28 protein-coding genes and 2 pseudogenes are annotated in these 23,130 nt (G+C 72.9%); 27 read left to right on the top strand and 3 right to left on the bottom strand.

Annotation, left to right across the window (positions count from 1 at the left end):
* The first annotated feature begins 62 nt into the window (after nucleotides 1-62).
* The 15 genes and pseudogenes from ftsZ to AB0B57_RS15780 all read left to right on the top strand — a co-directional run bounded on the left by ftsZ (nucleotide 63) and on the right by AB0B57_RS15780 (nucleotide 12,860).
* Nucleotides 63-1,178: a cell division protein FtsZ gene (gene ftsZ / locus AB0B57_RS15710; protein WP_357069549.1), complete on the top strand. Its 1,116-nt coding sequence runs from the start codon at nucleotides 63-65 to the stop codon at nucleotides 1,176-1,178.
* Nucleotides 1,179-1,187: 9 nt separating this feature from the next.
* Nucleotides 1,188-1,931: a YggS family pyridoxal phosphate-dependent enzyme gene (locus tag AB0B57_RS15715; RefSeq protein ID WP_357069551.1), complete on the top strand. Its 744-nt coding sequence runs from the start codon at nucleotides 1,188-1,190 to the stop codon at nucleotides 1,929-1,931.
* A gap of 190 nt (nucleotides 1,932-2,121) precedes the next feature.
* On the top strand, nucleotides 2,122-2,814 hold the full coding sequence (locus AB0B57_RS15720; protein WP_357069553.1) for a cell division protein SepF: 693 nt from the start codon (nucleotides 2,122-2,124) through the stop codon (nucleotides 2,812-2,814).
* A 31-nt stretch (nucleotides 2,815-2,845) separates the two neighbouring features.
* Nucleotides 2,846-3,151: a YggT family protein gene (locus AB0B57_RS15725; protein ID WP_357069555.1), complete on the top strand. Its 306-nt coding sequence runs from the start codon at nucleotides 2,846-2,848 to the stop codon at nucleotides 3,149-3,151.
* 44 nt (nucleotides 3,152-3,195) lie between these two features.
* Nucleotides 3,196-4,005 carry a DivIVA domain-containing protein gene (locus AB0B57_RS15730; RefSeq protein WP_124820047.1) on the top strand — a complete coding sequence of 270 codons (810 nt, stop codon included), beginning with the start codon at nucleotides 3,196-3,198 and terminating at the stop codon, nucleotides 4,003-4,005.
* An 80-nt stretch (nucleotides 4,006-4,085) separates the two neighbouring features.
* Nucleotides 4,086-4,484: pseudogene (locus AB0B57_RS15735) on the top strand (hypothetical protein); the annotation flags it as partial.
* Between the two features lie 150 nt (nucleotides 4,485-4,634).
* Nucleotides 4,635-4,880: pseudogene (locus AB0B57_RS15740) on the top strand (hypothetical protein); the annotation flags it as partial.
* Nucleotides 4,881-4,890: 10 nt separating this feature from the next.
* On the top strand, nucleotides 4,891-5,196 hold the full coding sequence (locus tag AB0B57_RS15745; protein ID WP_357069557.1) for a DUF167 domain-containing protein: 306 nt from the start codon (nucleotides 4,891-4,893) through the stop codon (nucleotides 5,194-5,196).
* A gap of 22 nt (nucleotides 5,197-5,218) precedes the next feature.
* On the top strand, nucleotides 5,219-6,718 hold the full coding sequence (locus AB0B57_RS15750) for a potassium/proton antiporter (protein WP_357069559.1): 1,500 nt from the start codon (nucleotides 5,219-5,221) through the stop codon (nucleotides 6,716-6,718).
* 227 nt (nucleotides 6,719-6,945) lie between these two features.
* Entirely contained in the window at nucleotides 6,946-7,365 is a 420-nt protein-coding gene (locus AB0B57_RS15755; protein WP_357069561.1) for a TraR/DksA C4-type zinc finger protein, read from the top strand.
* 65 nt (nucleotides 7,366-7,430) lie between these two features.
* On the top strand, nucleotides 7,431-8,045 hold the full coding sequence (gene lspA / locus AB0B57_RS15760; RefSeq protein ID WP_357069563.1) for a signal peptidase II: 615 nt from the start codon (nucleotides 7,431-7,433) through the stop codon (nucleotides 8,043-8,045).
* Nucleotides 8,042-8,986, top strand: a complete 945-nt coding sequence (locus AB0B57_RS15765; RefSeq protein ID WP_357069565.1) for an RluA family pseudouridine synthase — start codon at nucleotides 8,042-8,044, stop codon at nucleotides 8,984-8,986. Before lspA ends, AB0B57_RS15765 begins: the two co-directional genes overlap by 4 nt.
* 42 nt (nucleotides 8,987-9,028) lie before the next feature.
* Complete coding sequence (locus tag AB0B57_RS15770) at nucleotides 9,029-10,057, top strand: hypothetical protein (RefSeq protein WP_357069567.1); 1,029 nt, start codon at nucleotides 9,029-9,031, stop codon at nucleotides 10,055-10,057.
* Nucleotides 10,058-10,131: 74 nt separating this feature from the next.
* Nucleotides 10,132-11,919 (top strand): ATPase, encoded by a 1,788-nt coding sequence (locus AB0B57_RS15775; protein WP_357069569.1) that lies wholly within the window; start codon nucleotides 10,132-10,134, stop codon nucleotides 11,917-11,919.
* A 56-nt stretch (nucleotides 11,920-11,975) separates the two neighbouring features.
* The gene (locus AB0B57_RS15780) at nucleotides 11,976-12,860 is read left to right on the top strand and encodes a DUF2567 domain-containing protein (protein WP_357069571.1); all 885 of its coding nucleotides are present in this window, start codon (nucleotides 11,976-11,978) and stop codon (nucleotides 12,858-12,860) included.
* Here AB0B57_RS15780 and AB0B57_RS15785 read toward each other — a convergent pair.
* On the bottom strand, nucleotides 12,775-13,479 hold the full coding sequence (locus AB0B57_RS15785) for an LON peptidase substrate-binding domain-containing protein (RefSeq protein ID WP_357069573.1): 705 nt from the start codon (nucleotides 13,477-13,479) through the stop codon (nucleotides 12,775-12,777). The genes AB0B57_RS15780 and AB0B57_RS15785 overlap by 86 nt on opposite strands.
* A 106-nt stretch (nucleotides 13,480-13,585) precedes the next feature.
* Between AB0B57_RS15785 and hisD the strand changes: the two genes are divergently transcribed.
* The 12 genes from hisD (at nucleotide 13,586) to hisF (ending at nucleotide 21,846) form a co-directional block, all read left to right on the top strand.
* Entirely contained in the window at nucleotides 13,586-14,908 is a 1,323-nt protein-coding gene (hisD, locus tag AB0B57_RS15790) for a histidinol dehydrogenase (RefSeq protein WP_357069575.1), read from the top strand.
* Entirely contained in the window at nucleotides 14,905-15,987 is a 1,083-nt protein-coding gene (locus AB0B57_RS15795) for a histidinol-phosphate transaminase (RefSeq protein WP_357069577.1), read from the top strand. Before hisD ends, AB0B57_RS15795 begins: the two co-directional genes overlap by 4 nt.
* Entirely contained in the window at nucleotides 15,984-16,595 is a 612-nt protein-coding gene (gene hisB / locus AB0B57_RS15800) for an imidazoleglycerol-phosphate dehydratase HisB (RefSeq protein ID WP_357069579.1), read from the top strand. The genes AB0B57_RS15795 and hisB overlap by 4 nt, the downstream gene beginning before the upstream one ends.
* A gap of 117 nt (nucleotides 16,596-16,712) precedes the next feature.
* Nucleotides 16,713-16,886, top strand: a complete 174-nt coding sequence (locus tag AB0B57_RS15805; RefSeq protein ID WP_357069581.1) for a hypothetical protein — start codon at nucleotides 16,713-16,715, stop codon at nucleotides 16,884-16,886.
* On the top strand, nucleotides 16,883-17,515 hold the full coding sequence (gene hisH, locus AB0B57_RS15810; RefSeq protein ID WP_357069583.1) for an imidazole glycerol phosphate synthase subunit HisH: 633 nt from the start codon (nucleotides 16,883-16,885) through the stop codon (nucleotides 17,513-17,515). Before AB0B57_RS15805 ends, hisH begins: the two co-directional genes overlap by 4 nt.
* A gap of 36 nt (nucleotides 17,516-17,551) precedes the next feature.
* Entirely contained in the window at nucleotides 17,552-17,875 is a 324-nt protein-coding gene (locus AB0B57_RS15815; RefSeq protein WP_357069585.1) for a hypothetical protein, read from the top strand.
* A gap of 14 nt (nucleotides 17,876-17,889) precedes the next feature.
* Nucleotides 17,890-18,615: a bifunctional 1-(5-phosphoribosyl)-5-((5-phosphoribosylamino)methylideneamino)imidazole-4-carboxamide isomerase/phosphoribosylanthranilate isomerase PriA gene (priA, locus tag AB0B57_RS15820; protein ID WP_357069587.1), complete on the top strand. Its 726-nt coding sequence runs from the start codon at nucleotides 17,890-17,892 to the stop codon at nucleotides 18,613-18,615.
* Nucleotides 18,612-19,001 (top strand): Rid family hydrolase, encoded by a 390-nt coding sequence (locus AB0B57_RS15825; RefSeq protein WP_357069589.1) that lies wholly within the window; start codon nucleotides 18,612-18,614, stop codon nucleotides 18,999-19,001. The genes priA and AB0B57_RS15825 overlap by 4 nt, the downstream gene beginning before the upstream one ends.
* Nucleotides 19,002-19,078: 77 nt before the next feature.
* Nucleotides 19,079-19,525: a MarR family transcriptional regulator gene (locus tag AB0B57_RS15830; RefSeq protein WP_357069591.1), complete on the top strand. Its 447-nt coding sequence runs from the start codon at nucleotides 19,079-19,081 to the stop codon at nucleotides 19,523-19,525.
* 5 nt (nucleotides 19,526-19,530) lie between these two features.
* Complete coding sequence (locus AB0B57_RS15835; protein WP_357069593.1) at nucleotides 19,531-19,962, top strand: organic hydroperoxide resistance protein; 432 nt, start codon at nucleotides 19,531-19,533, stop codon at nucleotides 19,960-19,962.
* Between the two features lie 47 nt (nucleotides 19,963-20,009).
* Nucleotides 20,010-21,005 (top strand): NADP-dependent oxidoreductase, encoded by a 996-nt coding sequence (locus AB0B57_RS15840; protein ID WP_357069595.1) that lies wholly within the window; start codon nucleotides 20,010-20,012, stop codon nucleotides 21,003-21,005.
* Between the two features lie 73 nt (nucleotides 21,006-21,078).
* Nucleotides 21,079-21,846 carry an imidazole glycerol phosphate synthase subunit HisF gene (gene hisF, locus AB0B57_RS15845; protein ID WP_357069597.1) on the top strand — a complete coding sequence of 256 codons (768 nt, stop codon included), beginning with the start codon at nucleotides 21,079-21,081 and terminating at the stop codon, nucleotides 21,844-21,846.
* Nucleotides 21,847-21,851: 5 nt separating this feature from the next.
* Here hisF and AB0B57_RS15850 read toward each other — a convergent pair whose 3' ends face one another.
* Nucleotides 21,852-22,313 carry a hypothetical protein gene (locus AB0B57_RS15850; RefSeq protein ID WP_357069599.1) on the bottom strand — a complete coding sequence of 154 codons (462 nt, stop codon included), beginning with the start codon at nucleotides 22,311-22,313 and terminating at the stop codon, nucleotides 21,852-21,854.
* A gap of 101 nt (nucleotides 22,314-22,414) precedes the next feature.
* Nucleotides 22,415-23,080: a hypothetical protein gene (locus AB0B57_RS15855; protein WP_357069601.1), complete on the bottom strand. Its 666-nt coding sequence runs from the start codon at nucleotides 23,078-23,080 to the stop codon at nucleotides 22,415-22,417.
* Nucleotides 23,081-23,130: the final 50 nt, after the last annotated feature.

Here is a 23,130-nt window from a genome sequence, read left to right on the forward strand (position 1 = left end):
CCGCTGGTCTGGCCACGCCGTACCCGGTCGGCCGAAGCCAATCTCGAAGGAAAGGACCGGAGATGACACCTCCGCACAACTACCTGGCGGTCATCAAGGTCGTCGGCATCGGGGGAGGCGGCGTCAACGCCGTCAACCGGATGATCGAGGTTGGGCTCAAGGGCGTCGAGTTCATCGCGATCAACACCGATGCCCAGGCGCTGTTGATGAGTGACGCCGACGTCAAGCTCGACGTCGGCCGGGAGCTGACCCGTGGCCTGGGGGCCGGGGCCAACCCCGACGTCGGCAAGAACGCCGCCGAGGACCACCGCGACGAGATCGAGGAGGTGCTCAAGGGCGCCGACATGGTCTTCGTGACCTGCGGTGAGGGCGGCGGCACCGGCACCGGTGGCGCGCCCGTGGTCGCCAACATCGCCCGCAAGCTCGGCGCGCTGACCATCGGCGTGGTGACCCGGCCGTTCTCCTTCGAGGGCAAGCGCCGCCAGGTGCAGGCCGAGACGGGAATAGACGAGCTGCGCAACCAGTGCGACACGCTCATCGTGATCCCGAACGACCGGCTGCTGGCCCTGGGTGACCGCAACATCAGCATGATGGACGCGTTCCGCACGGCGGACCAGGTGCTGCTCTCCGGTGTGCAGGGCATCACCGACCTGATCACCACCCCGGGTCTGATCAACCTGGACTTCGCCGACGTCAAGAGCGTGATGAGCGGCGCCGGCAGCGCGTTGATGGGCATCGGCAGCGCCCGCGGGGAGAACCGCGCGGTCGAGGCGGCCGAGGCGGCCATCTCCAGCCCGCTGCTGGAGCAGAGCATGGACGGCGCGCGGGGTGTGCTGCTCTCCATCGCCGGCGGCTCCGACCTGGGCCTGTTCGAAATCAACGACGCCGCCCAACTGGTCACCGACGCGGCCCACCCGGACGCCAACATCATCTTCGGCGCGGTCATCGACGACGCGCTCGGCGACGAGGTGCGGGTGACGGTCATCGCGGCGGGCTTCGACGGCGGCACTCCGGCGTACAAGGCGGCCGAGCCGACCCGCAAGACCAACACCAACCAGCCGGCGCCGCAGAGCACCCCGGTGCCGGCACCGGTCAGCAACCCGGCACCGGCCCAGTCGCCGCGCCGCGTGCTCTTCGACGACGTGGACGTGCCCGACTTCCTCAAGAACGGGTCCTGAGCACCGCCGATGACCGACAGCTCAGCCACGGTACGACCGGACCGGCACGCCGAACTGGCGGCCGGCCTGGCCCAGATCCGGTCCCGTATCGCCGACGCCTGCGCGCAGGCCGGTCGGGACCGCGCCGAGGTCACGATGATCGCCGTGACGAAGACCTACCCGGCCAGCGACGTGGTGGCGCTGGCCGGGCTCGGGGTGACCGACGTGGGGGAGAACCGCGACCAGGAGGCGGCCGGTAAGGCCGCCGAGGTGGCCGCTGCCGGGGTACGCCCCCGCTGGCACTTCATCGGCCAGTTGCAGCGCAACAAGGCCCGCTCGGTGGTCCGCTACGCCGACGCGGTGCACTCGGTGGACAGCGTTCGGCTGGCCCGGGCGTTGGCGGCCGCGACAGTCGACCGGGAGGCGCCACTGGACGCCATGGTCCAGGTGAGCATCGACGGCGACGCGGCCCGGGGCGGTGCGCTGCCCGGCTCGGCCGATCCGGGCGCCGGGCTGGAGCCGGTGGCCGAGGCGATCGCCGACGCGCCGGGTCTGCGTCTGGTCGGTCTGATGGCGGTGGCTCCGCTGGGGTGGGAGCCGGAACGCGCCTTCGCCCGACTCGCCGAGGTGGCCGCCGCCTTTCGGACGGTCCATCCGGGAGCCACCGGGCTGTCCGCGGGGATGAGCGGGGATTTCGACATCGCGATCCGATACGGCGCGACACATGTACGCGTCGGTAGCGCGTTGCTCGGAATGCGTCCCACGCTGCGGTAGCCTGACCGCGAGACATGCAAATTACATCAGTGTTGTTTCAGGGGAGCGGCGCTCCTGGTCGGGGTCGGGCGCGCGACGCGAATCGCGTGCTGGGGGGATTGCGGTTCCGGTCCGATGGGCATGGTTGTCCACTCGCGACGGGCGACATGGCACGGGGGCGCGTGCCGCACGGCGGACGGAAGGGCGCGGGATGGGTGCACTGCGCAAGGCGGGGGTCTGGCTCGGTCTGGTCGAAGAAGACGACGAGCGGGCCTACGACGACGGTGGTTACGACAAGGGTGGCTACCGCGACTCGCGGTACCGGCAGAGCCGGTACGCCGAGGAGTTCGCCGACGAGGACGAGGACGACACCGAGGAGCCGCCGGCTCCCCGGCCGCGTGCCACTGAGCGGGGTCGACTCTCCGAGCGGGCGAGCGGGCGGTTGAGCGAGTCCGAGCGTGGTGACGGCGAGCGCGCGGAGCGGGCCGAGCGGTCCAGCGTGCGGTCGATCACCCGGTCGTCGGCGGGCGAGACCTCCGGCGCCTTGTCGTACCACACCCGCGACAACCTGGCCCTGGCGCCGCAGGTCGCGTCGCGGGAGCGGGCCCTTCCCGAGGAGGAGCAGCGCTACCAGATCACCACCCTGCACCCGACCACCTACCGGGAGGCGCGCACCATCGGTGAGCACTTCCGCGACGGCGTCCCGGTGATCATCAATCTCACCGAAATGGATGAGGCCGACGCCCGCCGTCTGGTTGACTTCGCGGCCGGTCTGGCGTTCGGCCTGCGCGGTACGATCGAGCGGGTGACCAATCGGGTGTTCCTGCTCTCACCGGCTAACGTCCAGGTCACCGCTGAGGACAAGGCCAAGATCGCTGAGGGCGGCTTTTTCAGTTTGAGTTGACCCCCGCCCGACCCGAGGGACGTCGCTGACCGTGTTGTCGATCTTACTGCAAGTGCTGTACCTGATCCTTTATGTCTTCCTGCTTCTTCTTCTGTCCCGGTTCGTGTTGAGCGCCGTCCTGCAGTACGGCCGTCGCTGGCAACCGGGGCGTGGCGCATCGGCAGGATTGGAATCCGTGTGGAGCGTCACTGATCCCCCTCTCAACGCGTTGAGGCGTGTGATCCCTCCGCTGCGAATTGGTACCGTGAGCATCGACCTGGCCTCCCTTGTGCTCCTGGTTATCCTGTTCGTGCTGATGGAGTTCGTGTTAGGGCCGTCGATCACGGCAACTGCCTGATGACCGACGCGCTTTCGCGGCCGCAACTGACCCGAGGAGTTTCGATGCCGCTGACCCCGGCCGACGTCCACAACGTCGCCTTCAAAAAGCCGCCGATCGGCAAGCGGGGGTATGACGAGGAGGAGGTCGACGCCTTCCTGGACGAGGTCGAGCGCGAGCTCGCCCGTCTCATCGAGGAAAACAACGAGCTGCGCGCCCAGGTGGAGCGCGGCGGCCGTGGCGGCGCCCCCGCCGGCCCCGGCGGCGACGCCCGACTGGCGGCGGAGCTCAACGACGTCAAGGCCCAACTGGACCGGGTGCAGCGCGACAAGTCGGCAGCCGAGCAGGCCGCCCGCGCGATGCAGGCCGAGCTGGAGCAGGTCCGCGCGACCGGCGGCCCGGCCGGCGGCGTCACCGGTGACGGTGAGCAGCAGGCCCTGCGCGTGCTGATGATGGCCCAGCGCACCGCCGACGACCACGTGTCCGACGCGCGCCGCGAGGCCGACCAGCTGCTGTCCGAGGCCCGTGGCAAGGCCGAGGAGGTGACCCGCGAGGCGCGCGCGAAGGCCGACGCCCTGGAGCGGGACGCCCGCCAGCGGCACCAGGAGGCCATGGGCGGCCTGGACGCCAAGCGCACGGCCCTGCAGAAGCACATCGAGGAGCTCAAGCAGTTCGAGCGTGAGTACCGCACGCGGCTCAAGGCGTACCTGGAGAGCCAGCTGCGCGACCTCGACGGTCGTGGCCAGGGCCTGGAGGCCGAGATGACCCGCTCCGAGGCAGGCCGGGTCGCCGGCGGCAACGGGCTGGCCGCTGCGGGTCTCGCCGGTTCGTACGGCGGCGGCGGGCGTTCCGGCGCCCTCGAAGCCGGACGCTGAGCGCCGGCCGGCGATCGCTAACCGCACATGGTGACGGTCGCCGGCCCTGTCTGGACGGTACGACGCGGCGGGGGTGAGCCGTGATTGTCGCAAGTCTCCTGCTCATCCTCGTCGCGGTGGTGCTCCTGGTGCTCGGCCTGGCCGGTGGCTCCAGTGTTCTGTTGATCATCTCTATCGCGGCCAGTCTGCTGGCCGCCGTGGCATTGGTGGTGGGCGCCCGCCAGGCAGCCGCCAACCGCGCCACGGCGGATCCCGGCCGGCCCGACCGGCGGCACCCCGACGCACCCCGCACGGCCAGCCAGGCCAGCCCGGGTGTCGCGTACGGGCCGCCGTTGGTCGAGCCGGAGGTGCCGGTCCAGCACGTGCCCACGACGGTGGGGACCGGCGGCACCGGGTGGCGGCAACCACCCGCGCCGCCGGTCGACCACACCGCACCCGCCGACGATGCGCCGAGCCTCGACCCACGGGTCGACGCTGCGTCCCCGTTCGACCCACGGGTCGACGCTGCGTCCCCGTACGACGCGGGGGCGCCGCTCGGGACGTCGGCCGACGACGTGCCCCCCGCGGCCAGGCCGGTCAGCCCGGCGTCGTCGGTGGCGACGTCGACCGACGACGAGTTGGGCCACGGCGCCCCGGCCGCCGACGAGCCGGCCGAGCAGTTGGTCACCCCCGCCGAGGCGGCCCGGGTGGCACGACTGTCCGACGCCGTCCAGGTGGTGGACGGCCACCCCCGCTACCACCTCGACAGCTGCCCACATCTGGTGGGCTGGGTGCCCGAGACGCTGCCGGTCGCCGAGGCCGCCGAGCTCGGCTTCACCCCGTGCGCCTCCTGCGCGCCGGCCACCGCCCTGCTTGCCGACGTCCGGCCGATCTGAAGCGGTGCCGGTGCCCGCACAGGACACGCTCACCGTGGCGGTACGGGTGAAGCCCGCCGCCTCCGCCGACCGGGTGGGCGGCCGCTTCGATGGCCCGCACGGTCCCGCCCTCGTGATCGCGGTACACGATCCGGCCGTCGACGGTCGGGCGACCGAGGCGGCCCGGCGGGCCCTGGCGGCTGCCCTGGGCGTGCGACGGGCCGCGGTCACCCTGCGCGCCGGCGCGGCCAGTCGGGACAAGCTCTTCCTCGTCGATCGGCCCAGCCCCGAGCTTCCCGAGGTGCTGCGCCGACTGCGCGACGGATCCGCCGAGTGAGGAACGTCCAGGCCGGGCAGCCGTGACGCCCGAGTTTGATATCGCGCTGCTGCTGGGTGCGGCGGTGCTGCTGGTGGCCGTCGGCGCGGTGCGCCTCTCCACCCGGCTGGGTGTGCCCAGCCTGCTGGTCTACCTGGCGCTGGGCGTCGCGATCGGCGAGAGCGGGCTGGGCATCCGCTTCGACGACGTCGAGTTGACCCGTACCCTCGGCTTCTGCGCACTGATCGTGATCATCGCGGAGGGTGGCCTGACCGCCCGGTGGACCACGCTGCGCCCGGTGCTCGGGCTGGCGTCCGCCCTCTCCACACTCGGCGTGGTCGTGAGCATCGTGGTGGTTGGCGTCGCCGTGCACCTGTTGCTGGGGCTGGACTGGCGGTTGGCGCTGCTCTACGGCGCGGTGCTCTCGTCCACCGACGCGGCGGCCGTGTTCGCCACCCTGCGCCGGCTGCGGCTGCCACCCCGGCTGGTGGCGACCCTGGAGGCCGAGTCGGGCATGAACGACGCCCCGGTGGTGCTGCTGGTGGTGCTGCTGTCGCACCAGGGCTGGTCGCACCCGTGGTGGTACGAGGTCGGGCTGGTCTGTTACGAGTTGGGCGTCGGCGCGGCGGTGGGGCTGGGTGCGGGCGTCGCCGGCACCTGGGCGCTGCGCCGGGCCGCGCTGCCCTCGGCCGGGCTCTATCCGATCGCCGCGGTGGGCATCACCGTGCTGGCGTACGCCGCGGGGGCGGTGTTGCACGCCTCCGGGTTCCTCGCCGTCTACGTGGCCGGGGTGCTGCTGGGCAACGCCCGGTTGTCCCATCGGCAGGCGATCCTCGGCTTCGCCGACGGGCTGGCGTGGCTCGCCCAGATCGGGTTGTTCGTGCTACTCGGGCTGCTGGCCTCGCCGGGCCGGCTGGACGCGGCGGTGTTGCCCGCGGTGGTCGCGGGGCTGGCCCTGGTGCTGTTGGCCCGCCCGCTGTCGGTGGCCGTCTCGGCGCTGCCGTTCCGGGTCGACCTCCGCGAACAGGCGTTCCTGTCCTGGGCGGGGCTGCGCGGGGCGGTGCCGATCGTGTTGGCCACCATTCCGCTCTCCGAGCGGGTGCCCGGGGCGGAACGCCTCTTCGACGTGGTCTTCGTGCTGGTGGTGATCTTCACGCTGGTGCAGACCGGGACACTCGGGCCGTTCGCCCGCCGGTTGCGGGTGACCGCGCCGGCCGAGGCCACCGAGATCCACCTGGAGACCGCGCCACTGGAGCGGATGCGGGCGGACCTGCTGCAGTTGGAGGTGCCGCCGGGTTCGCGGTTGGCGGGCGTGCACGTCGACGAGTTGCGGCTTCCGCTGGGCGCGTCGGTCACCCTGGTGCTGCGCGACGGGGTGGGTTTCGTGCCCACGCCGGGCACCCGGCTGAAGACCGGCGACAGTCTGCTGATCGTGGCGACCGCAGGGGTGCGCGACGCCGCCGAACGGCGGCTGCGGGCGGTCAGCCGGCGGGGTCGCCTGGCCCGATGGTTTGGCGAGTACGGGGATGAGGCGGTCGGTTGACCTGCTAGCGTTCCCTTTGCCCTAGTTAGGCAGGGCTAGGGGTAGTTGAGCGGTGCGACGGTGCGGCACGTTGTCGGACGCCTGTACGTTCCGTATTCTTGCCAACCTCCGGAGTACGCGGCCATCGTTGCCGTGTGCCCCTTTTCGTCCAATTTTAGGGGACGCCGTGGTCGGCGCCCCTGACCAGGCGCCGCGGACACGCGGCTCCCCGGCCGAGGGAGCGACCCATGGCGAAGCCAGCCGACACCAGGACCGCCGGGCGCAAGCCGGTGGCGAAGGCCACCCGCAGCACGGCGGAGACCGAGAAGATCCGGGCGGCGCTGGCGGCGCGGCGGGACGAGCTTCGCGCCGAGTACGATCAGACGCTGAGTGAGATCACCGAGCTGCAGCGCGATCGGCTGACCGACTCGGCCGGGGACGACCAGGCCGACACGGGCACCAAGACGCTCGAGCGGGAGCAGGAGATCTCTCTCGCCAACAGCATCCTGGAACGAACCACACAGGTCGAGCGCGCTCTGGAGCGTCTCGACGAGGGTGGTTACGGCTGGTGCGAGCGGTGCGGCAACCCGATCCCGGTCGAGCGCCTCGCCGCCTTCCCGTCGGCCACCCAGTGTGTGACGTGCAAGCAGCTGGAGGAGCGGCGCTGAGGTCCGTTCCCCGGCGGCGATGAGACGGTGAGCGATCACCGCCGAGACACCTCGATGGGGAGCGCATGACCGCAGCACCGTCCGCCGAACCCGGCCGCACCGACCCGGGCGGCGGCACCCGCCGCTCCCGGGCCGTCGCGATTCTCGCCGGAGTCGCCCTGGTGGCCCTGCTGGCCGACCTGGTCACCAAGCACCTCGCGCTGGCCGCGTTGACCGACCGGGAACCGGTCCGGTTGCTCGGCGGGACCGTCTATCTGAGTCTGACCCGCAACAGCGGCGCCGCCTGGAGCATCGGCGCCGACCACACCTGGGTCTTCCCGCTGATCACCATCGGTGTGGTCGGCTGGATCGTCTGGATGGCCCTGCGGCTGCGCTCACTGCCCTGGGCGATCTGCCTCGGCCTGGTGTTGGGCGGCGCGCTGGGCAACCTCGTCGACCGGATCTTCCGGGCCCCCGCGCCCTTCCACGGCCACGTGGTCGACATGATCAGCCTGTTCGACCCGTACGGCCAGGTCTGGCCGGTGTTCAACCTGGCCGACAGCTCGCTGGTCTGCGGTGTGCTGCTGGCCGTGCTGCTGGAGCTGACCGGCCGCCAGCGTGACGGCGGGCGGGCCGGCCGCGACGGCGACCCGGCCGAGACGGACGCCGTGCAGGGCACCGACCAGCGGGAGCGGGCATGACCTCCGCGTTCGCCGCTGGCGGCGACCACCGTTCCCTCCCCGTCCCGGACGGCCTCGACGGCATGCGACTGGACCAGGCGGTGGCCCGTCTGTTCGGGCTCTCCCGCACCGCCGCCGCGGCCCTGGTCGACGCCGGGGACGCACTTGTCGACGGCACCTCCCGAGCCAACTCGCACAAGGTCAAGGCCGGCTCCTGGCTGGAGGTCACGCTGCCCGCCCCGGTCGCACCGCCGACCGTGGTGCCGCAGGCGGTGCCCGGCCTGCGGGTGGTCTACGCCGACGACGACATCGTGGTGGTGGACAAGCCGGTGGGGGTCGCCGCACATCCCAGCCCCGGATGGACCGGCCCGACGGTGATCGGTGCGCTCGCCGCGATCGGGCACCGCATCTCCACAAGTGGCGCGGCCGAGCGGCAGGGCGTGGTGCACCGGCTCGACGTGGGCACCACCGGGATCATGGCGGTGGCCAAGAGCGAGCAGGCGTACACGGCGTTGAAGCGGGCCTTCAAGTACCGCGAGGTGGACAAGGGCTACCACGCGGTGGTGCAGGGTCACCTGGACCCGCTGCGCGGCACCGTCGACGCGCCGATCGACAGGCACCCCACCCACGACTACCGCTGGGCGGTGGTCTCCGGCGGCAAACCGAGCATCACCCACTACGACACCCTGGAGGCGTTCCCGGCGGCCAGCCTGGTCGACGTCCGCCTGGAGACCGGGCGGACCCACCAGATCCGGGTGCACTTCTCCACCATGCGGCACCCGTGCGTGGGTGACCTCACCTACGGTGCCGATCCCACCCTCTCGGCCCGTCTCGGCCTGGCCCGACAGTGGCTGCACGCCCGCGAACTGAGCTTCCTGCACCCCCGAACGGGGGACGAGGTCCGGTTCGTCAGCGACTACCCTGACGACCTGGACCGCGCGCTCCAGATCCTGCGTGACTGAGCGGCGGCCGCCCGACACCGATCCGACGAGGGGATCCCGCCCGTGCGCGCCGGCAACCTGCTGCGGCAGCTGGACCAACGGTTGCTGCCGCCGCTGACCCGGGCCGTGGCCCGGCTGGGCGACCGGTCGGCGCGGTCCGGGGTGCTCACCTGGGCGGCCGCGTTGTCCGCGGCGGCGGTGCTGGGGACCGCGCTCTGGGCCGCCGACGAGACTCCGGTCGGTGACCGGACGGTGGGCGAGGTGACCCGGGTCGGCGTCTCCGACGGCGACTCCGTGCCCGGCTACCTGCGGTCCGCCGCCGCCGACCTGGCCGCGCTGCCCGAGTCGACCCCGGCCGCCGAGGACGGGACCTACGCGCTTGTCACGCTCGTCGCGTACCTGCCGCCGCAGCGCCTGGCGACGGTGCTCGGCGACGTGCCGGTCTCGGCGGTCTTCGGGCGGGTCCCGCTGCCCGGGCGACAGACCGAGATCGTCAAGATTCCCGCGCTGCGGGTGCCGGACGACGTGGTCGCCGGGATGGACCAGGTGGCGGCCCGCAAGGACACCGAAGCCGCCGACTACCGGGCCCGGGCCGCCGCGGTCGACGGCGAGGGTGCGGACGAGCGGGAGTTGCGTGCCCGTTACGCCAGCGGCGCCGAGGTGGCGACCGCCGAGGCGGCCGCGTACCGCACCGGCTGTGCCTGCGTCTACGCGGCGGTGGTCCGCGCGACGCCGGTGGTGTTGCGGGGCATGGCGGCCCGCCCGGACGTGCGGGCGGTCGACCCCGCCCCCGAGGTGTACCGGCTGGACCGCACGGTCTTCCTACCGCCCCTGCCCGAGCAGCGTGACGTGGTACGCCCGCCGGCCGACACCGGCCCGAGCGCCGAACCGACTCCGACGCGGCGGACCGAGCCGGCGCCGGACCCGGCGGTGCCCTCGGCGTCGATGGGCGAATCGTCGGAACCCGCACCGGTCGTGACGATTCCGTTACCCGCGCCGTCGTCGGCGGAACCCACCGAGACAGCGCCGTCGAGCGCCACCACCTCGCCGGACACCACAGTCGTCGAGCCGCCGACGCCGACGTCGTCGTGATGTGCGTCGGCTGGTGTGCGTTCTGAGGTGTGGTCCGAATAGGGTTTGCTTCGTAGCCTGTCAGACGGAGATCGATGGCGCTGGGAGGGCGGGCCGTGGAGGGCAGTGAGACCGGCTGGGGCCGGCCGGCCGAACCAGCGCCGCGGTGGCGCGCGTTGTTGGACCGCGCCCGGCTGGGCGGTCGCGGCGCGGAGCAGACCGAGCCGGAGCGGCGGGCCGACGAGGCGCCGCCGGATCCGCTGCCCCGACGCGCGGCCCCGAACGGGTACGCCGGGCGGGCACCCGCCGTCGGGCAGCCGGCCGAGTTGTCGTACGGCGCGGACCCGGCCTACCGGGCCGAGGCGACCTACCGCGTCGACCCCGCGTACCGGGCCGAGCCGGCGTACCGGGCGGATCCCGGCTACGGGGCCGAGCCGGACTACCGAGCCGAGCCGGCGTACCGGTCGGAACCGGCGTACCGGGCCGAGCCCGCGTACCGGGCCGAGCCGGCCTATCGCGCCGAGCCGGCCTATCGCGTCGAGCCGGACTACCGGGCCGAGCCGGGCTACCAAACTGAGCCGGGCTATCGGGCGGAGCCGGGTTACCGGGCCGAGCCGGGCTATCAGGTCGAGCCGGGCTACCGGGCTGAGCCGGGCTACCAAACTGAGCCGGACTATCGGGCCGAGCCGGACTATCGGGCCGAGCCGGGTTACCGGGCCGAGCCGGATTACCGGGCCGAGCCGGGCTACCGGGCCGAGCCGGGCTACCCGGCGGAGCCGACGTACCGGGCCGAACCCGAGACGCCGCCCGGCACCGCCGACCCGGCCCAGTCCCGCTACGCGCTGCTGGACAACGGCTACCGGCAGGGCGACCCACCGGCCGAGTCGCGGTACGCGCTGCTGGAGACCGGCTACCAGCCGGAGACCGGTTACCCGGTGACCGCGCCACCACCCCCACCGGTCGCGCCCGCACCCGCCGCGCCGATCGTGCCGCCACCCACCCCGGCGGCCGGCTCGGCGATCGCCGAACGCGGCTATCCGGCCCGTGTCGAGTGGCGCCCCCAGGGCGTCGACCCGGAGCAGGAGCGGGCCAACGGGGTGCTCCGCCGAGACCTGGGCACACCCCGGGTGTTCGCCTTCGCCAACCCCAAGGGCGGGGTGCACAAGACCACCGCCACCGTGCTCGCCGCGGCCACCGTCGGCAGCGTGCGGGGGCAGGGCGTACTGGCCTGGGACGACAACGAGCTGCGCGGCACCCTCGGGCTGCGCGCCGGCAGCGCCCGGCACGCCCGGACGATCCGGCACCTGATCAGCGACCTGGCCCAGATCGAGATCCTCGAGGGCTCGACCCTGCTGGGTCGGCTGGACGACTACCTGCGGCACGCCTCCGACGGCTCGTACGACGTGCTGGCCGGCGAGGAGAGCCCGCGCTTCGCCCAACGACTGGACCAGTTCACCGTGCGACGCGTGCTGGAGCTGCTGCGGCGTACCCACGACGTGGTGTGCGTAGACACCGGCAACAACGTGGAGAGCCCCAACTGGCGCACGGTGATGCAGGCCGCGGACCAGCTGGTGGTGACCACCGTGCCCCGGGAGGACGCCGCGTTCAGCGCGGACTGGATGCTCGACCTGCTGCACGAGGAGGGCATGGGCGAGCTGGCGGACAACGCGATCACCCTCATCTCCTGCCCGACCCCGGGCCGCTCGCCCTTGCAGGACGACCTGGAGCGGCACTTCGCCACCCGTACCCGTGGCGTGGCCGTGGTGCCGTACGACGCGGCGCTGGAGACTGGTTCGTCGATCGAGTACCACCAACTGCAGCCGGAGACCCGGCAGGCGTGGCTGCACGCGGCGGCGATGATGGTGGAGCCGTTCGCCCGGTGAGTGGGTCTGCCGCCACCGGCACCCCGGCCCCGCACCGGGCCTGAGAGGATCATCGGGTGAGCCCGGACAACCCCGACCGTGAGCGGCCCGTCGACGAGCCCGACCAATCCACGCCGCCCCGAGCGCCGGGCGCGACACCGTCACCCGGCGAGCAGCCACCCGCCACCGACCAGGCTTCGGTTGGCGACCACGCCTTGGCTGGCGAGCAGCCGCCGATCGGCGAGCAGGCCGGGCTCGGCGTGGGTGACGCTGCTTCTTCGGCGGCGTACCAGAGCTCTCTGGAGCTGAGCTTCGACGAGCCGCGCCGTCCGCTGCGCACCGTGGCGACGGTGCTGGGCGCCGTGCTCGCGCTGGCTGTGCTGGGTGTGCCGTTCGGGCTGCTCTGGGCCGTGCTCGCGCCGGACACCCCGGTGCTCAAGACCGCCGAGGGGGCGATCTACGCCGACCCGCAGCCGGAGCAGCCGATCGCCGCGGACGGGTGGTTCAGCCTGCTCGGGCTCGGCTTCGGGCTGCTGGTGGCGGTTGCCCTGTGGTTCGTGCTGCGGCGGCGGCGCGGCCCGGTCGGGCTGCTCGCCGCGGTGCTCGGCGCGTTGGTCGCCGCACCGGTGGCCTGGCAGGTGGGTCGACGGGTCGGCCTGGCGACCTTCGACCGGCTGTTGGCCACCGCCCCGGCCGGGCAGGCCTTCACCAAACCCGCCGACCTGCGCGCCGGTGGGGTCGACTGGCTGCTCGACGTGCTGCCGGTGCCGCACGGCAACCTGCTGCTGCCAGCGTTCGGTGCCGCGGTCATGTACACCCTGCTGGCCGGCTGGTCGCGGTGGCCGGGGCTGCGCCCGGAGCCCGACCCGGCGGGGCTCAGTTGGGTGTCGGCGGGGACGCCAACTCCGCAAGCGGCACCGGCACCGCCCGCACCTGACGAAGCAGAGCCGCCTCGCGGTTGAGCAGCCGCAGCTCGGCGCGGAGCCGGGCGGCGGTGTCGTCGATCGCCAGCAGGCGCTGCCGGTCGTCGACGGTGAGCGCCGCGGTCGCCGCCACCAGGTGGGACAGCACCGTGGGGTCCTCCGGCAGTTGCTCGGAGATCTCCTCCGGGTCGGAGCGGATCAGGCCGAGGTACTGCCGGAAGACCGCGATCACCCGGGCGGCCAGCAGCTCGGCCACCTCGTCCGGCCCGGCCGGCTCGGGCAGCCACTCCACGTCGGCGGTCAGGTAGGGCGCGGCGCTGTCGTCGACCTCGGCGATCCGGAAGCGACGCCGGCCGACCGTGACGATGTCGAAGCCCCCGTCGGCCAACTCGGTCACCTGGCGCAGCTCGGCGGTGCAGCCCACCTCGTGCAGGGTGACCTCGCCGCCGCTCGGCGTCGCGCGGGCGCCGGGACCGGCGGGCGCGACCTCCCAACCGGACTGGATGGCCACCACGCCGAACTCACGCGGAGCGCCCTCGGGCAGGTCGACGAGGTGGCGGACAAGCGCCCGGTAGCGCTCCTCGAAGATGTGCAGCGGCAGCACCAACCCGGGAAAGAGCACTGTTGCGAGCGGGAACACCGGCAGCCGTGCGGTCACATCGTCGAGCCTAACCAATCTCGCCTCCGCAGGCGTGGCCCGGCTCACCGTCCCGGCGGACGGGCGGCTCGGGTGCACTCCGCGCCGGCCGCCTAGACTCGCAAGGGTGCTGAATCGGATCGACCTGCGCAACGGTCTCGGTGACCCGCGCCGCCTGCTGCCCCGTGCCCAGCTCGACGTGTCGGTTGCCGTCGAGCGGATCCGCCCTCTGGTGGAGGCGGTCCGCGAGCATGGATACCCGGCGATCCGGGAGGCCAGCGAGCGGTTCGACGGCATCTCCCCGGAGGTGCTGCGGGTGCCGGTCGAGGCGATCGCCGAGGCCGAGGGCGTGCTCGACCCGGCCGTCCGCGCCGCCCTGCTGGAGTCGATCAGCCGAGCTCGCAAGGTGCACGACGAGCAGCGGCGCCCCGACCACACCACCCAGGTGGTGCCCGGTGGCACGGTCACCGAGCGGTGGGTGCCGGTCGACCGGGTCGGCCTCTACGTGCCGGGTGGCCTGGCGATGTACCCGTCGACGGTGGTGATGAACGTCGTGCCCGCCCAGGCGGCCGGAGTGCGGTCGCTGGTGGTGGCCAGCCCGCCGCAGAAGGACAACGGCGGCCTGCCCGACCCCCGGGTGCTCGCCGCGTGCGCGCTGCTCGGCGTCGATGAGGTGTACGCCGTGGGCGGGGCCCAGGCGGTGGCGATGCTGGCGTACGGCGCGGCGGTCGACCCGACGGGTGCGCAGCGGTGCGACCCGGTCGACCTGATCACCGGCCCCGGCAACATCTGGGTGACCGCCGCCAAGCGGCTGCTGCGCGGGGTGGTGGGCATCGACGCCGAGGCCGGGCCGACCGAGATCGCGATCCTGGCCGACGACACGGCCGATCCGGCGCACGTCGCCGCCGACCTGATCAGTCAGGCCGAGCACGACCCGCTCGCCGCGAGCGTGCTGGTCACCCCGTCGCTGACGCTCGTCGAGGCGGTCGAGCGGGAGTTGGCCCGGCAGGTGCCGGCGACCAAACACACCGAGCGGGTCACCACGGCGCTGACCGGCGAGCAGAGCGGCGTGGTCCTCGTCGACGACCTGGAGGCGGGGCTGCGGGTGGTCGACGCGTACGCGGCCGAGCACCTGGAGATCCAGACGGTGGACGCCCGCGAGTGGGCGATGCGGGTCCGCAACGCGGGGGCGATCTTCGTGGGCGCCTGGTCGCCGGTGTCGCTCGGCGACTACTGCGCCGGGTCCAACCACGTGCTGCCCACCGGCGGCTGCGCGCGGCACTCCTCCGGGTTGTCGGTGCAGTCCTTCCTGCGCGGCGTGCACCTCATCGAATACACCGAGGACGCGCTGCGCGACGTCGCCCCGCACGTGGTCACCCTCGCCGGGGTGGAGGATCTGCCCGCGCACGGCCAGGCGGTCCAGGCCCGCTTCCCGGGAGGGTCGGCGTGAGCGAGCGCACCAGCCTGGAGGACCTGCCGATCCGCGACGACCTGCGGGGGCTGTCGCCGTACGGCGCGCCGCAGCTGGACGTGCCGGTGCGGCTCAACACCAACGAGAACTCCCACCCGGTGCCGGAGCCGGTGGTCGATGCCATCGGCAAGGCCCTCGCGGCCGAGCTGCGTGAGCTCAACCGCTACCCGGACCGGGACGCGGTGGCGCTCCGCGCCGACCTGGCCGCATATCTCGGGCACGGGCTCACCGTCGAGCAGGTGTGGGCGGCCAACGGCTCCAACGAGATCCAGCAGCAACTGCTCCAGGCGTTCGGTGGGCCGGGGCGCAGTGCGCTCGGTTTCGTTCCGGCGTACTCGATGCACCCGCTGCTGGCCCTCGGCACCGGCACCCGGTGGGTGCCCGCGCGGCGCGGCGTCGACTTCGGTCTGACCGTCGAGGAGGCGGTCGCCCAGGTCCGGGAGCACCGACCCGACGTGGTCTTCCTCTGCTCGCCGAACAACCCCACCGGCACCGCCCTGGACCCGGCGGTGATCGCCGCGGTGCTGGACGTCGCGCCCGGGATGGTGGTCGTCGACGAGGCGTACGCCGAGTTCGCCCGACCGGGGACGGTCAGCGCCCTCGCGGTGTTGCCCGGCCACCCGCGGTTGGTGGTCACCCGGACGATGAGCAAGGCGTTCGGCTTCGCCGGCGGGCGGCTGGGTTATTTGGCCGCCGACCCGGCGGTGGTGCAGGCGGTGCAACTCGTCCGACTGCCGTATCATCTCTCCGCGCTGACCCAGGCCGCCGCCCGCGCGGCGGTGGCCCACCGCGACACCCTCCTCGGTACGGTGAGCGCGATCATGGTGCAGCGGGACCGGATCGTGGCGACGCTGCGCGAGCGCGGGTTGCGGGTCGCCGACAGCGACGCCAACTTCGTGCTCTTCGAGGTGGGCGGCGACCAGACCACCGTCTGGCGCGCCCTGCTGGCGCAGGGGGTGCTGGTCCGCGATGTCGGCCTGCCGGGCTGGCTGCGGGTGACCGCCGGCACCGCCGCCGAGACCGACGCCTTCCTTTCTGCAATGGAGATTTCGCGATGAGTCGGACCGCCCGGGTGGAGCGGATCACCAAGGAGACCAAGGTTCTCGTCGAGATCGACCTCGACGGGAACGGCACCGCCGAGATCAGCACCGGCGTCGGCTTCTACGACCACATGCTGCACCAGATCGCCCGGCACGGTGGCTTCGACCTGACCGTACGCACCGTGGGTGACCTGGAGATCGACGCGCACCACACGATCGAGGACACCGCCCTCGCCCTGGGCGCCGCGTTCGACCAGGCGCTGGGCGACAAGGCCGGCATCCGGCGGTACGGTTCGGCGACCGTGCCGATGGACGAGGTGCTGGTCCGGGCCGCGGTGGATCTGTCCGGTCGGCCGTACGTGGTGCACGACGAGCCGGCGCTGGCCCCGTACATCGGTCCGGTGTACGCGACGAGCATGACCCGCCACATCTGGGAGTCCTTCGGTCAGGCGGCCCGGGTCACGTTGCACGTCGACGTGCTGCGGGCGGCCCGGCCGGGCGGTCACCCGGACGCGCACCACGTGGTGGAGGCCCAGTTCAAGGCGGTCTCCCGGGCGTTGCGCGAGGCCACCGCGATCGATCCCCGTGCGGCGGGCGCGATCCCCAGCACGAAGGGCGCGCTCTGATGAGCGCGAGGAGCGCAGCGCAGCGGAGCCCCGCAGTCGCGAATGGAAGGTGGCTCTGATGAGCGCGAGGAGCGCAGCGCAGCGGAGCCCCGCAGTCGCGAATGGAAGGTGGCTCTGATGGGCGGCGTGCTGCCGACGTTGCTGCTGATCCTGGCCGGGGTGCTGGTCGGTGGCGCGTGGTCGCTGTACCGCCAGGGCGCGGCGAAGGGCGCGGTTTTCGTCACCGCGTTGCTCGCGGTGCTCGCCACTGTCGGTGGGGTGCTGTGGCTGTTGCCGGGCGGCGACGCGTGAGCGCCGTGGTGGTGCTCGACTACGGTTCGGGCAACCTGCGCTCGGCGGAGCGGGCGTTGGTCGCCGCCGGTGCCGATGTGCGGGTGACCGACGACCTGGCCGCCGCGGCGGACGCCGATGGTCTGGTGGTGCCGGGGGTGGGCGCGTACGCCGCGTGCATGGCCGGGATCGAGGCGCTCGGCGCCGGCCCGGTGATCGCCGAGCGGGTGGCCGCCGGTCGGCCGGTGCTCGGCATCTGTGTGGGCATGCAGGTGCTCTTCGAGCATGGTGACGAGCACGGTGTGGTGACCAAGGGGCTCGGGTTGCTGCCCGGCGGGGTGACCCGGCTGGCCGCCACCCGGTTGCCGCACATGGGCTGGAACACGGTCCGGGCGCCTGCGGAGTCGGTGCTCTTCGCGGGGCTGTCGGAGCGGAGTCGGTTCTACTTCGTGCACTCGTACGCGATGGGCGACCCGGCGGCGCTTGCCGCTGCCGGTGCCGTGGTGACCACCGCCCGGCACGACACGGATTTCGTGGCCGCGGTGGAGCGGGGTCCGCTGTCGGCGGCGCAGTTCCATCCGGAGAAGTCCGCCGACACCGGTGCCGCGCTGTTGCGCAACTGGCTCGCCACGCTGCCCAGCGGTGGCTGAGCGTCGTCGCCCGACGCCCGGTCCGCGGGTGTCGCGGTGAGCCGGGAGCGGGCCCGCCGGCGGGCGGAGCGGGAGGCGCAGCAGGCTCGGGAGCGGGCGGTGCGGCAGCGTCAGGTGGCGCGCCGGCAGCGCCGTCGCGCGGTGGTCCGCCGGTTGACGCCGCGGTTGCGGCGGGGCCGTTCCGGGCGGCTGGCGCGGCACACCCGGGGTGAGCGGGCCGCTATCGTGCTGCTCACCGGTGCGGCGTTGATTCTGATCTGGACGTTCGTCGACAACCTGGCGTTGCGTATCGCGCTGATCGTGCTCTTGCTGCTCGTACTTCCGGCGATCGTCGTGATCGCCCTGGACCGTCGTACCTGATCGAGGAGAAGACGTTGAGCCTCACCCTGTTACCCGCCGTGGATGTCGCCGACGGCCGGGCCGTCCGGCTCGTGCAGGGCGCCCTCGGAAGCGAGAGCAACTACGGCGAGCCGCTGGACGCGGCGCTGGCCTGGCAGCAGGACGGCGCCGAGTGGATCCACCTGGTCGACCTGGACGCGGCGTTCGGTCGGGGCACCAACGCGCACCTGCTCGCGGAGGTGGTGCGGCAGTTGGACGTGAAGGTGGAGCTGTCCGGTGGCATCCGGGACGACGAGTCGCTGCGAGCGGCGCTGGGCACCGGGGCGGCCCGGGTGAACATCGGCACCGCTGCCCTGGAGGACCCGGTCTGGTGTGACCGGGTGGTCGCGGAGTACGGCGACCGGGTGGCCATCGGGCTGGACGTGCGTGGGCACACGCTTTCCGCGCGGGGCTGGACCCGCGACGGCGGCGACCTGTACGAGGTGCTGGAGCGGCTGGACAAGGCGGGCGCGAGCCGGTACGTGGTCACCGACATCACCAAGGACGGCACGATGCGTGGTCCGAACCTGGACCTGCTGCGCGAGGTGTGCGCCCGCACCGACCGGCCGGTGATCGCCTCCGGCGGCGTGTCCACGCTTGACGACCTGCGGGCGTTGGCGACCCTGGAGTCGGTCGGGGTGGAGGGCGTGATCGCCGGCAAGGCGCTCTACGCGGGGGCCTTCACGGTGGCCGAGGCGCTGCGGACCCTGGCCGAGGTGTGACGGTCACCCGGCTCGGCTCGGGTGGCCCGTGGGAGCAGCACTACGGCTACTCGCGGGTGGTCCGGGCCGGCGACCGGGCCTTCACGGCCGGCTGTACGGCGACGGTGGACGGCCGGGTGGTGCACGTCGGTGACGCCGCCGCGCAGACCGCGCAGGCGTTGCGGATCGCGTTGGCGGCGCTCGCCGAGGTGGGCGCCGAGCCGGGCGACGTGGTCCGGACCAGGATGTACGTGACCGACCGGCTGCACGCCGACGAGGTGGGCCGGGCGCACAACGTGGTCTTCGGTGCGGTCCGGCCGGCGGCGACGCTCGTGGTGGTGGCCGGGTTGCTGGACCCGGAGCACCTGGTCGAGGTGGAGGTGGAGGCGTACCTCGGCGGTCGTTGAGGCCGGCGGGCGGTGCGGCCCGGCGACGTGCGGTCCGATAAGTTGTGCACAATTTAATTGTGGGCTACGGTTCACCGGTGACCGATGACCTGGGGCTGCGCCGGCAGGTGTGCTTCGCGCTCTACGCCGCGTCACGCGCCCTGACCGACGTCTACCGGCCGATCCTCGACGAGGTCGGGATCACCTACCCGCAGTACCTGGTGTTGCTGGTGCTCTGGGAGCGTCCCGACGACGCCCCCACCGTGTCCGAGCTGGGCACCGAGCTGCGCCTGGACTCCGGCACGCTCTCCCCGCTGCTCAAGCGGCTGGAGGGGGCGGGTCTGGTGGTGCGGCGCCGGTCGGCGCGCGACGAGCGGCGGGTCGAGGTGGGCCTCACCGAGCAGGGTGCGGCGCTGCGGGAGCAGCTCTGCGACGTTCCGCTGCGGATCGCCCAGGCCACCGGGCTCGGCATCGCCGAGCTGGTCACGCTGCGCGACACCCTCAACCGGGTCACCGACACCATCCACCGACAGAAGGAGCAGTGACTCTCATGCAGGCTCTCTACACCGCGTCCGCGACCGCGACCGGCGACGGCCGCGACGGCCACGTCCAGACCTCCGACGGCACCCTCGCGCTCGACCTGGCCGTGCCGAAGGAGATGGGCGGCGCCGGCGGTGCCGCCAACCCCGAGCAGCTCTTCGCCGCCGGCTACGCGGCCTGCTTCCACGGCGCCCTGCGGCTGGTGGCCCGCCGGGCCAAGGCCGACGTGAGCGGCTCCGTCGTCGCCGCTGAGGTCGGCATCGGCCCGAACGGCAGCGGCGGTTTCGGGCTCACCGTGCGGCTCGTCGTCGACCTGCCCGCCGTCTCCCGCGAGACCGCCGAGCAGCTCGTCGAGCAGGCCCACCAGGTCTGCCCGTACTCCAACGCCACCCGCGGCAACATCGACGTCGCGCTGACCGTCCGGGAGACCTCGGCCGCGTGACGTCGCGGACCCCAGACCCCCACCGCGGACGAGAGGACGACCACCCGATGACCGGCAATCGCGAGATCCACCTGGCCAGCCGCCCGCAGGGTTGGCCCACCGAGGACACCTTCCGGCTCGTCGAGACCGACGTCCCGACACCCGGACCGGGCCAGCTCGTGGTCCGCAACCAGTACCTGTCCGTCGACCCGTACATGCGCGGACGGATGAACGACGTCAAGTCGTACGTCGCGCCGTTCGCCCTCGACGCCCCGCTCGACGGTGCGGCGGTCGGCGAGGTGGTGGCCAGCGAGTCGCCGGACATCGCGGTCGGGACCACAGTCCTGCACGGGCTTGGCTGGCGGGAGTACGCGCTGCTCGACGCCACCTCCGCCCGGCCGGTCGACCCGAGCCTGGCGCCGGTCAGCGCGTACCTCGGCGTGCTCGGCATGCCCGGGCTGACCGCGTACGCCGGGTTGCTGGAGGTGGCCGCGATGAAGCCCGGCGAGACGGTCTTCGTCTCCGCCGCGGCCGGCGCGGTCGGCAGCCTGGTCGGCCAGATCGCCAAGCTCAGGGGCGCCGCCCGGGTGGTCGGCAGCGCCGGCTCGCCGGCCAAGGTCGAGCGGCTGCGGGCGTTGGGCTTCGACGCCGCCTTCGACTACCACGACGGGGTCCGCGAGTCGCTGCGGGCCGCCGCTCCGGACGGCATCGACGTCTACTTCGACAACGTCGGCGGCGACCACCTGGAGGCGGCGATCTCGGCCCTGAACCTGCACGGCCGGGTCGCCATCTGCGGCATGATCGCGCAGTACAACGACACCGAGCCGCCGGCCGCGCCGCGCAACCTGTCCCAGGTCATCGGCAAGCGGCTCACCCTGCGCGGCTTCCTGGTCCGCGACCACAACCACCTGCGGGACGCGCTCCTGACGGACGTCGGGGGCTGGCTGCGTGAGGGTGCGCTGTCCTACGACGAGACGATCGTGGACGGCATCGAGAACGCCCCGGAGGCGTTCCTCGGTCTGCTGCGCGGCGACAACGTCGGCAAGATGCTCGTCAAGGTGTGACGCGGACCTCGTCCACGGCGGTCGACCCGATCGGGTCGACCGCCGTGCCGCGTGCGGAGGATAGGCTCGCGGCATGACGGTGGCGGTACGGGTGATCCCCTGTCTCGACGTGGACGCCGGGCGGGTGGTCAAGGGTGTCAACTTCCTCGACCTGCGCGACGCCGGCGACCCGGTGGAGTTGGCCGCCGCGTACGACCGGGCCGGGGCGGACGAGCTGACCTTCCTCGACGTGACCGCGTCCTCGAGTGACCGGGGCACCATGCTCGACGTGGTGCGCCGCACCGCCGAGTCGGTGTTCATCCCGCTGACCGTCGGCGGCGGGGTCCGACAGGTCGCCGACGTGGACACGCTGCTGCGCGCCGGGGCGGACAAGGTCGGCGTGAACACCGCCGCCATCGCCCGGCCGGAGTTGATCGCCGAGATCGCCGACCGGTTCGGCCGGCAGGTGCTGGTGCTCTCCCTCGACGTGCGCCGGGCCCCGACCGACATCACCCCCAGCGGGTTCGAGGTCACCACCCACGGCGGCCGGCGCGGCACGGGCATCGACGCGGTGTGGTGGGCGCAGCGGGGGGCCGAGCTGGGCGCGGGCGAGATCCTGCTCAACTCGATGGACGCCGACGGCACCAAGGCCGGCTTCGACCTGGAGCTGATCGCCGCGGTGCGGGCGGTGGTGGACGTGCCGGTGGTGGCCAGCGGGGGCGCGGGCGAGGTGGCCCACTTTCCGCCCGCGATCGGCGCTGGTGCGGACGCGGTGCTCGCCGCCAGTGTCTTCCACTTCGGTGAGCTGACCGTGGCCGAGGTCAAGGACGCGCTGCGGCACAGCGGCCACCCGGTGCGCTGACCCGGTCAGTGCCCGCCGGAGTGCCCCTCCGGTGACCGGCGGGGCGTGGGGATCGAGCGGACCGCGTATTCCTGGACGGCCGCCGCGTGGTCGGCCTCGTCCAGGCGCCAGTCGGCGCTGCCGGGCGCGTGCCGGCGGGTCAGCACGCCCTGCACGGTGTCCACCATGGTCGCCACCCCCGCGCGTGGCCGGGTGCGCCAGAGCTGCTCACCCTCGGCGGTGATCCGGAACCAGCCGTCGCTGACGCTGACCAGCCCGGCCCCGACCAGCCGCTGGACCGCGGCCTCCACCTCGTGCCGCTGGGGAATCGCGTGGTTGAGGTGGTCGGCGGTGGAGAGCACATCGGTCAGACGCACGCCCTCCGGCCGTCGACTTGTCGCCGACCGACGGTGCCGCCCGGCCCCGCTGGCGATGACCAGCGACACGAAGATCCAGGCGTCCGTCCATCGCCAACCGTTCTCCCCCATGCAGAGATGATGACGGCGCGCGTCGCGGAAGGGAACACCCACCCTCCCAACTGGTATGTCGGACCACCACGACGTACCGGTTCGCGGACGGTGGGTGAGGCTCAGCCGGTGGTGGTGATCGGCGCGGCGCTGCCCGGCGTGGGCGTGGCGTCGTCCGCACCGTCGGGCACCGCGAACATCGGGATGAAGAGTTGGGCCAACGGGCCGATGGCCAGCGCGTACGCGACGGTGCCCACACCGACCGTGCCGTCGAGCAGCCAGCCGAGCGCCAGCACGGTGACCTCGATGACGGTGCGCACCAGCCGGACCGACAGGCCCGGTCGGCGGGCCACGAAGCCGGTCATCAGCCCGTCTCGGGGGCCCGGACCCAGTCGCGCGCCGAGATAGAGGCCGGTGGCGGCGCCGTTGGCGACGATCCCGGTGACCAGCAGCGCGATCCGGGCGCTGAGCGGGCCACCGGTGGGTAGGAGGGCCAGTGTGGCGTCCACGACCAGGCCGATCACCACGACGTTGCTGACCGTGCCGAGGCCCGGCCGCTGTCGTAACGGGATCCAGAGCAGCAGCACCAACGCGCCGACGGCGATGGTGACGGTGCCGAAGGAGAGCCCGGTCAGCTTGGACAGCCCCTGGTGGAACACGTCCCAGGGGTCGAGGCCCAGGCCGGAGCGGATCATCAGGGCCATGCTGACGCCGTAGAGGGTGAGCCCGAGGTAGAGCTGCGCCAGTCGCCGAACCGGACGGTGCCGCAGATTGCCAAGCAGTGCCATGCATGCCACTCTAGGTGCCAATCCTCGCCGAGGAAGAAGCCAATATTCCA

Origin of the sequence: Micromonospora sp. NPDC049101 (genome assembly GCF_040648675.1) — a bacterium.
In the GTDB taxonomy this organism is placed as follows: domain Bacteria; phylum Actinomycetota; class Actinomycetes; order Mycobacteriales; family Micromonosporaceae; genus Micromonospora.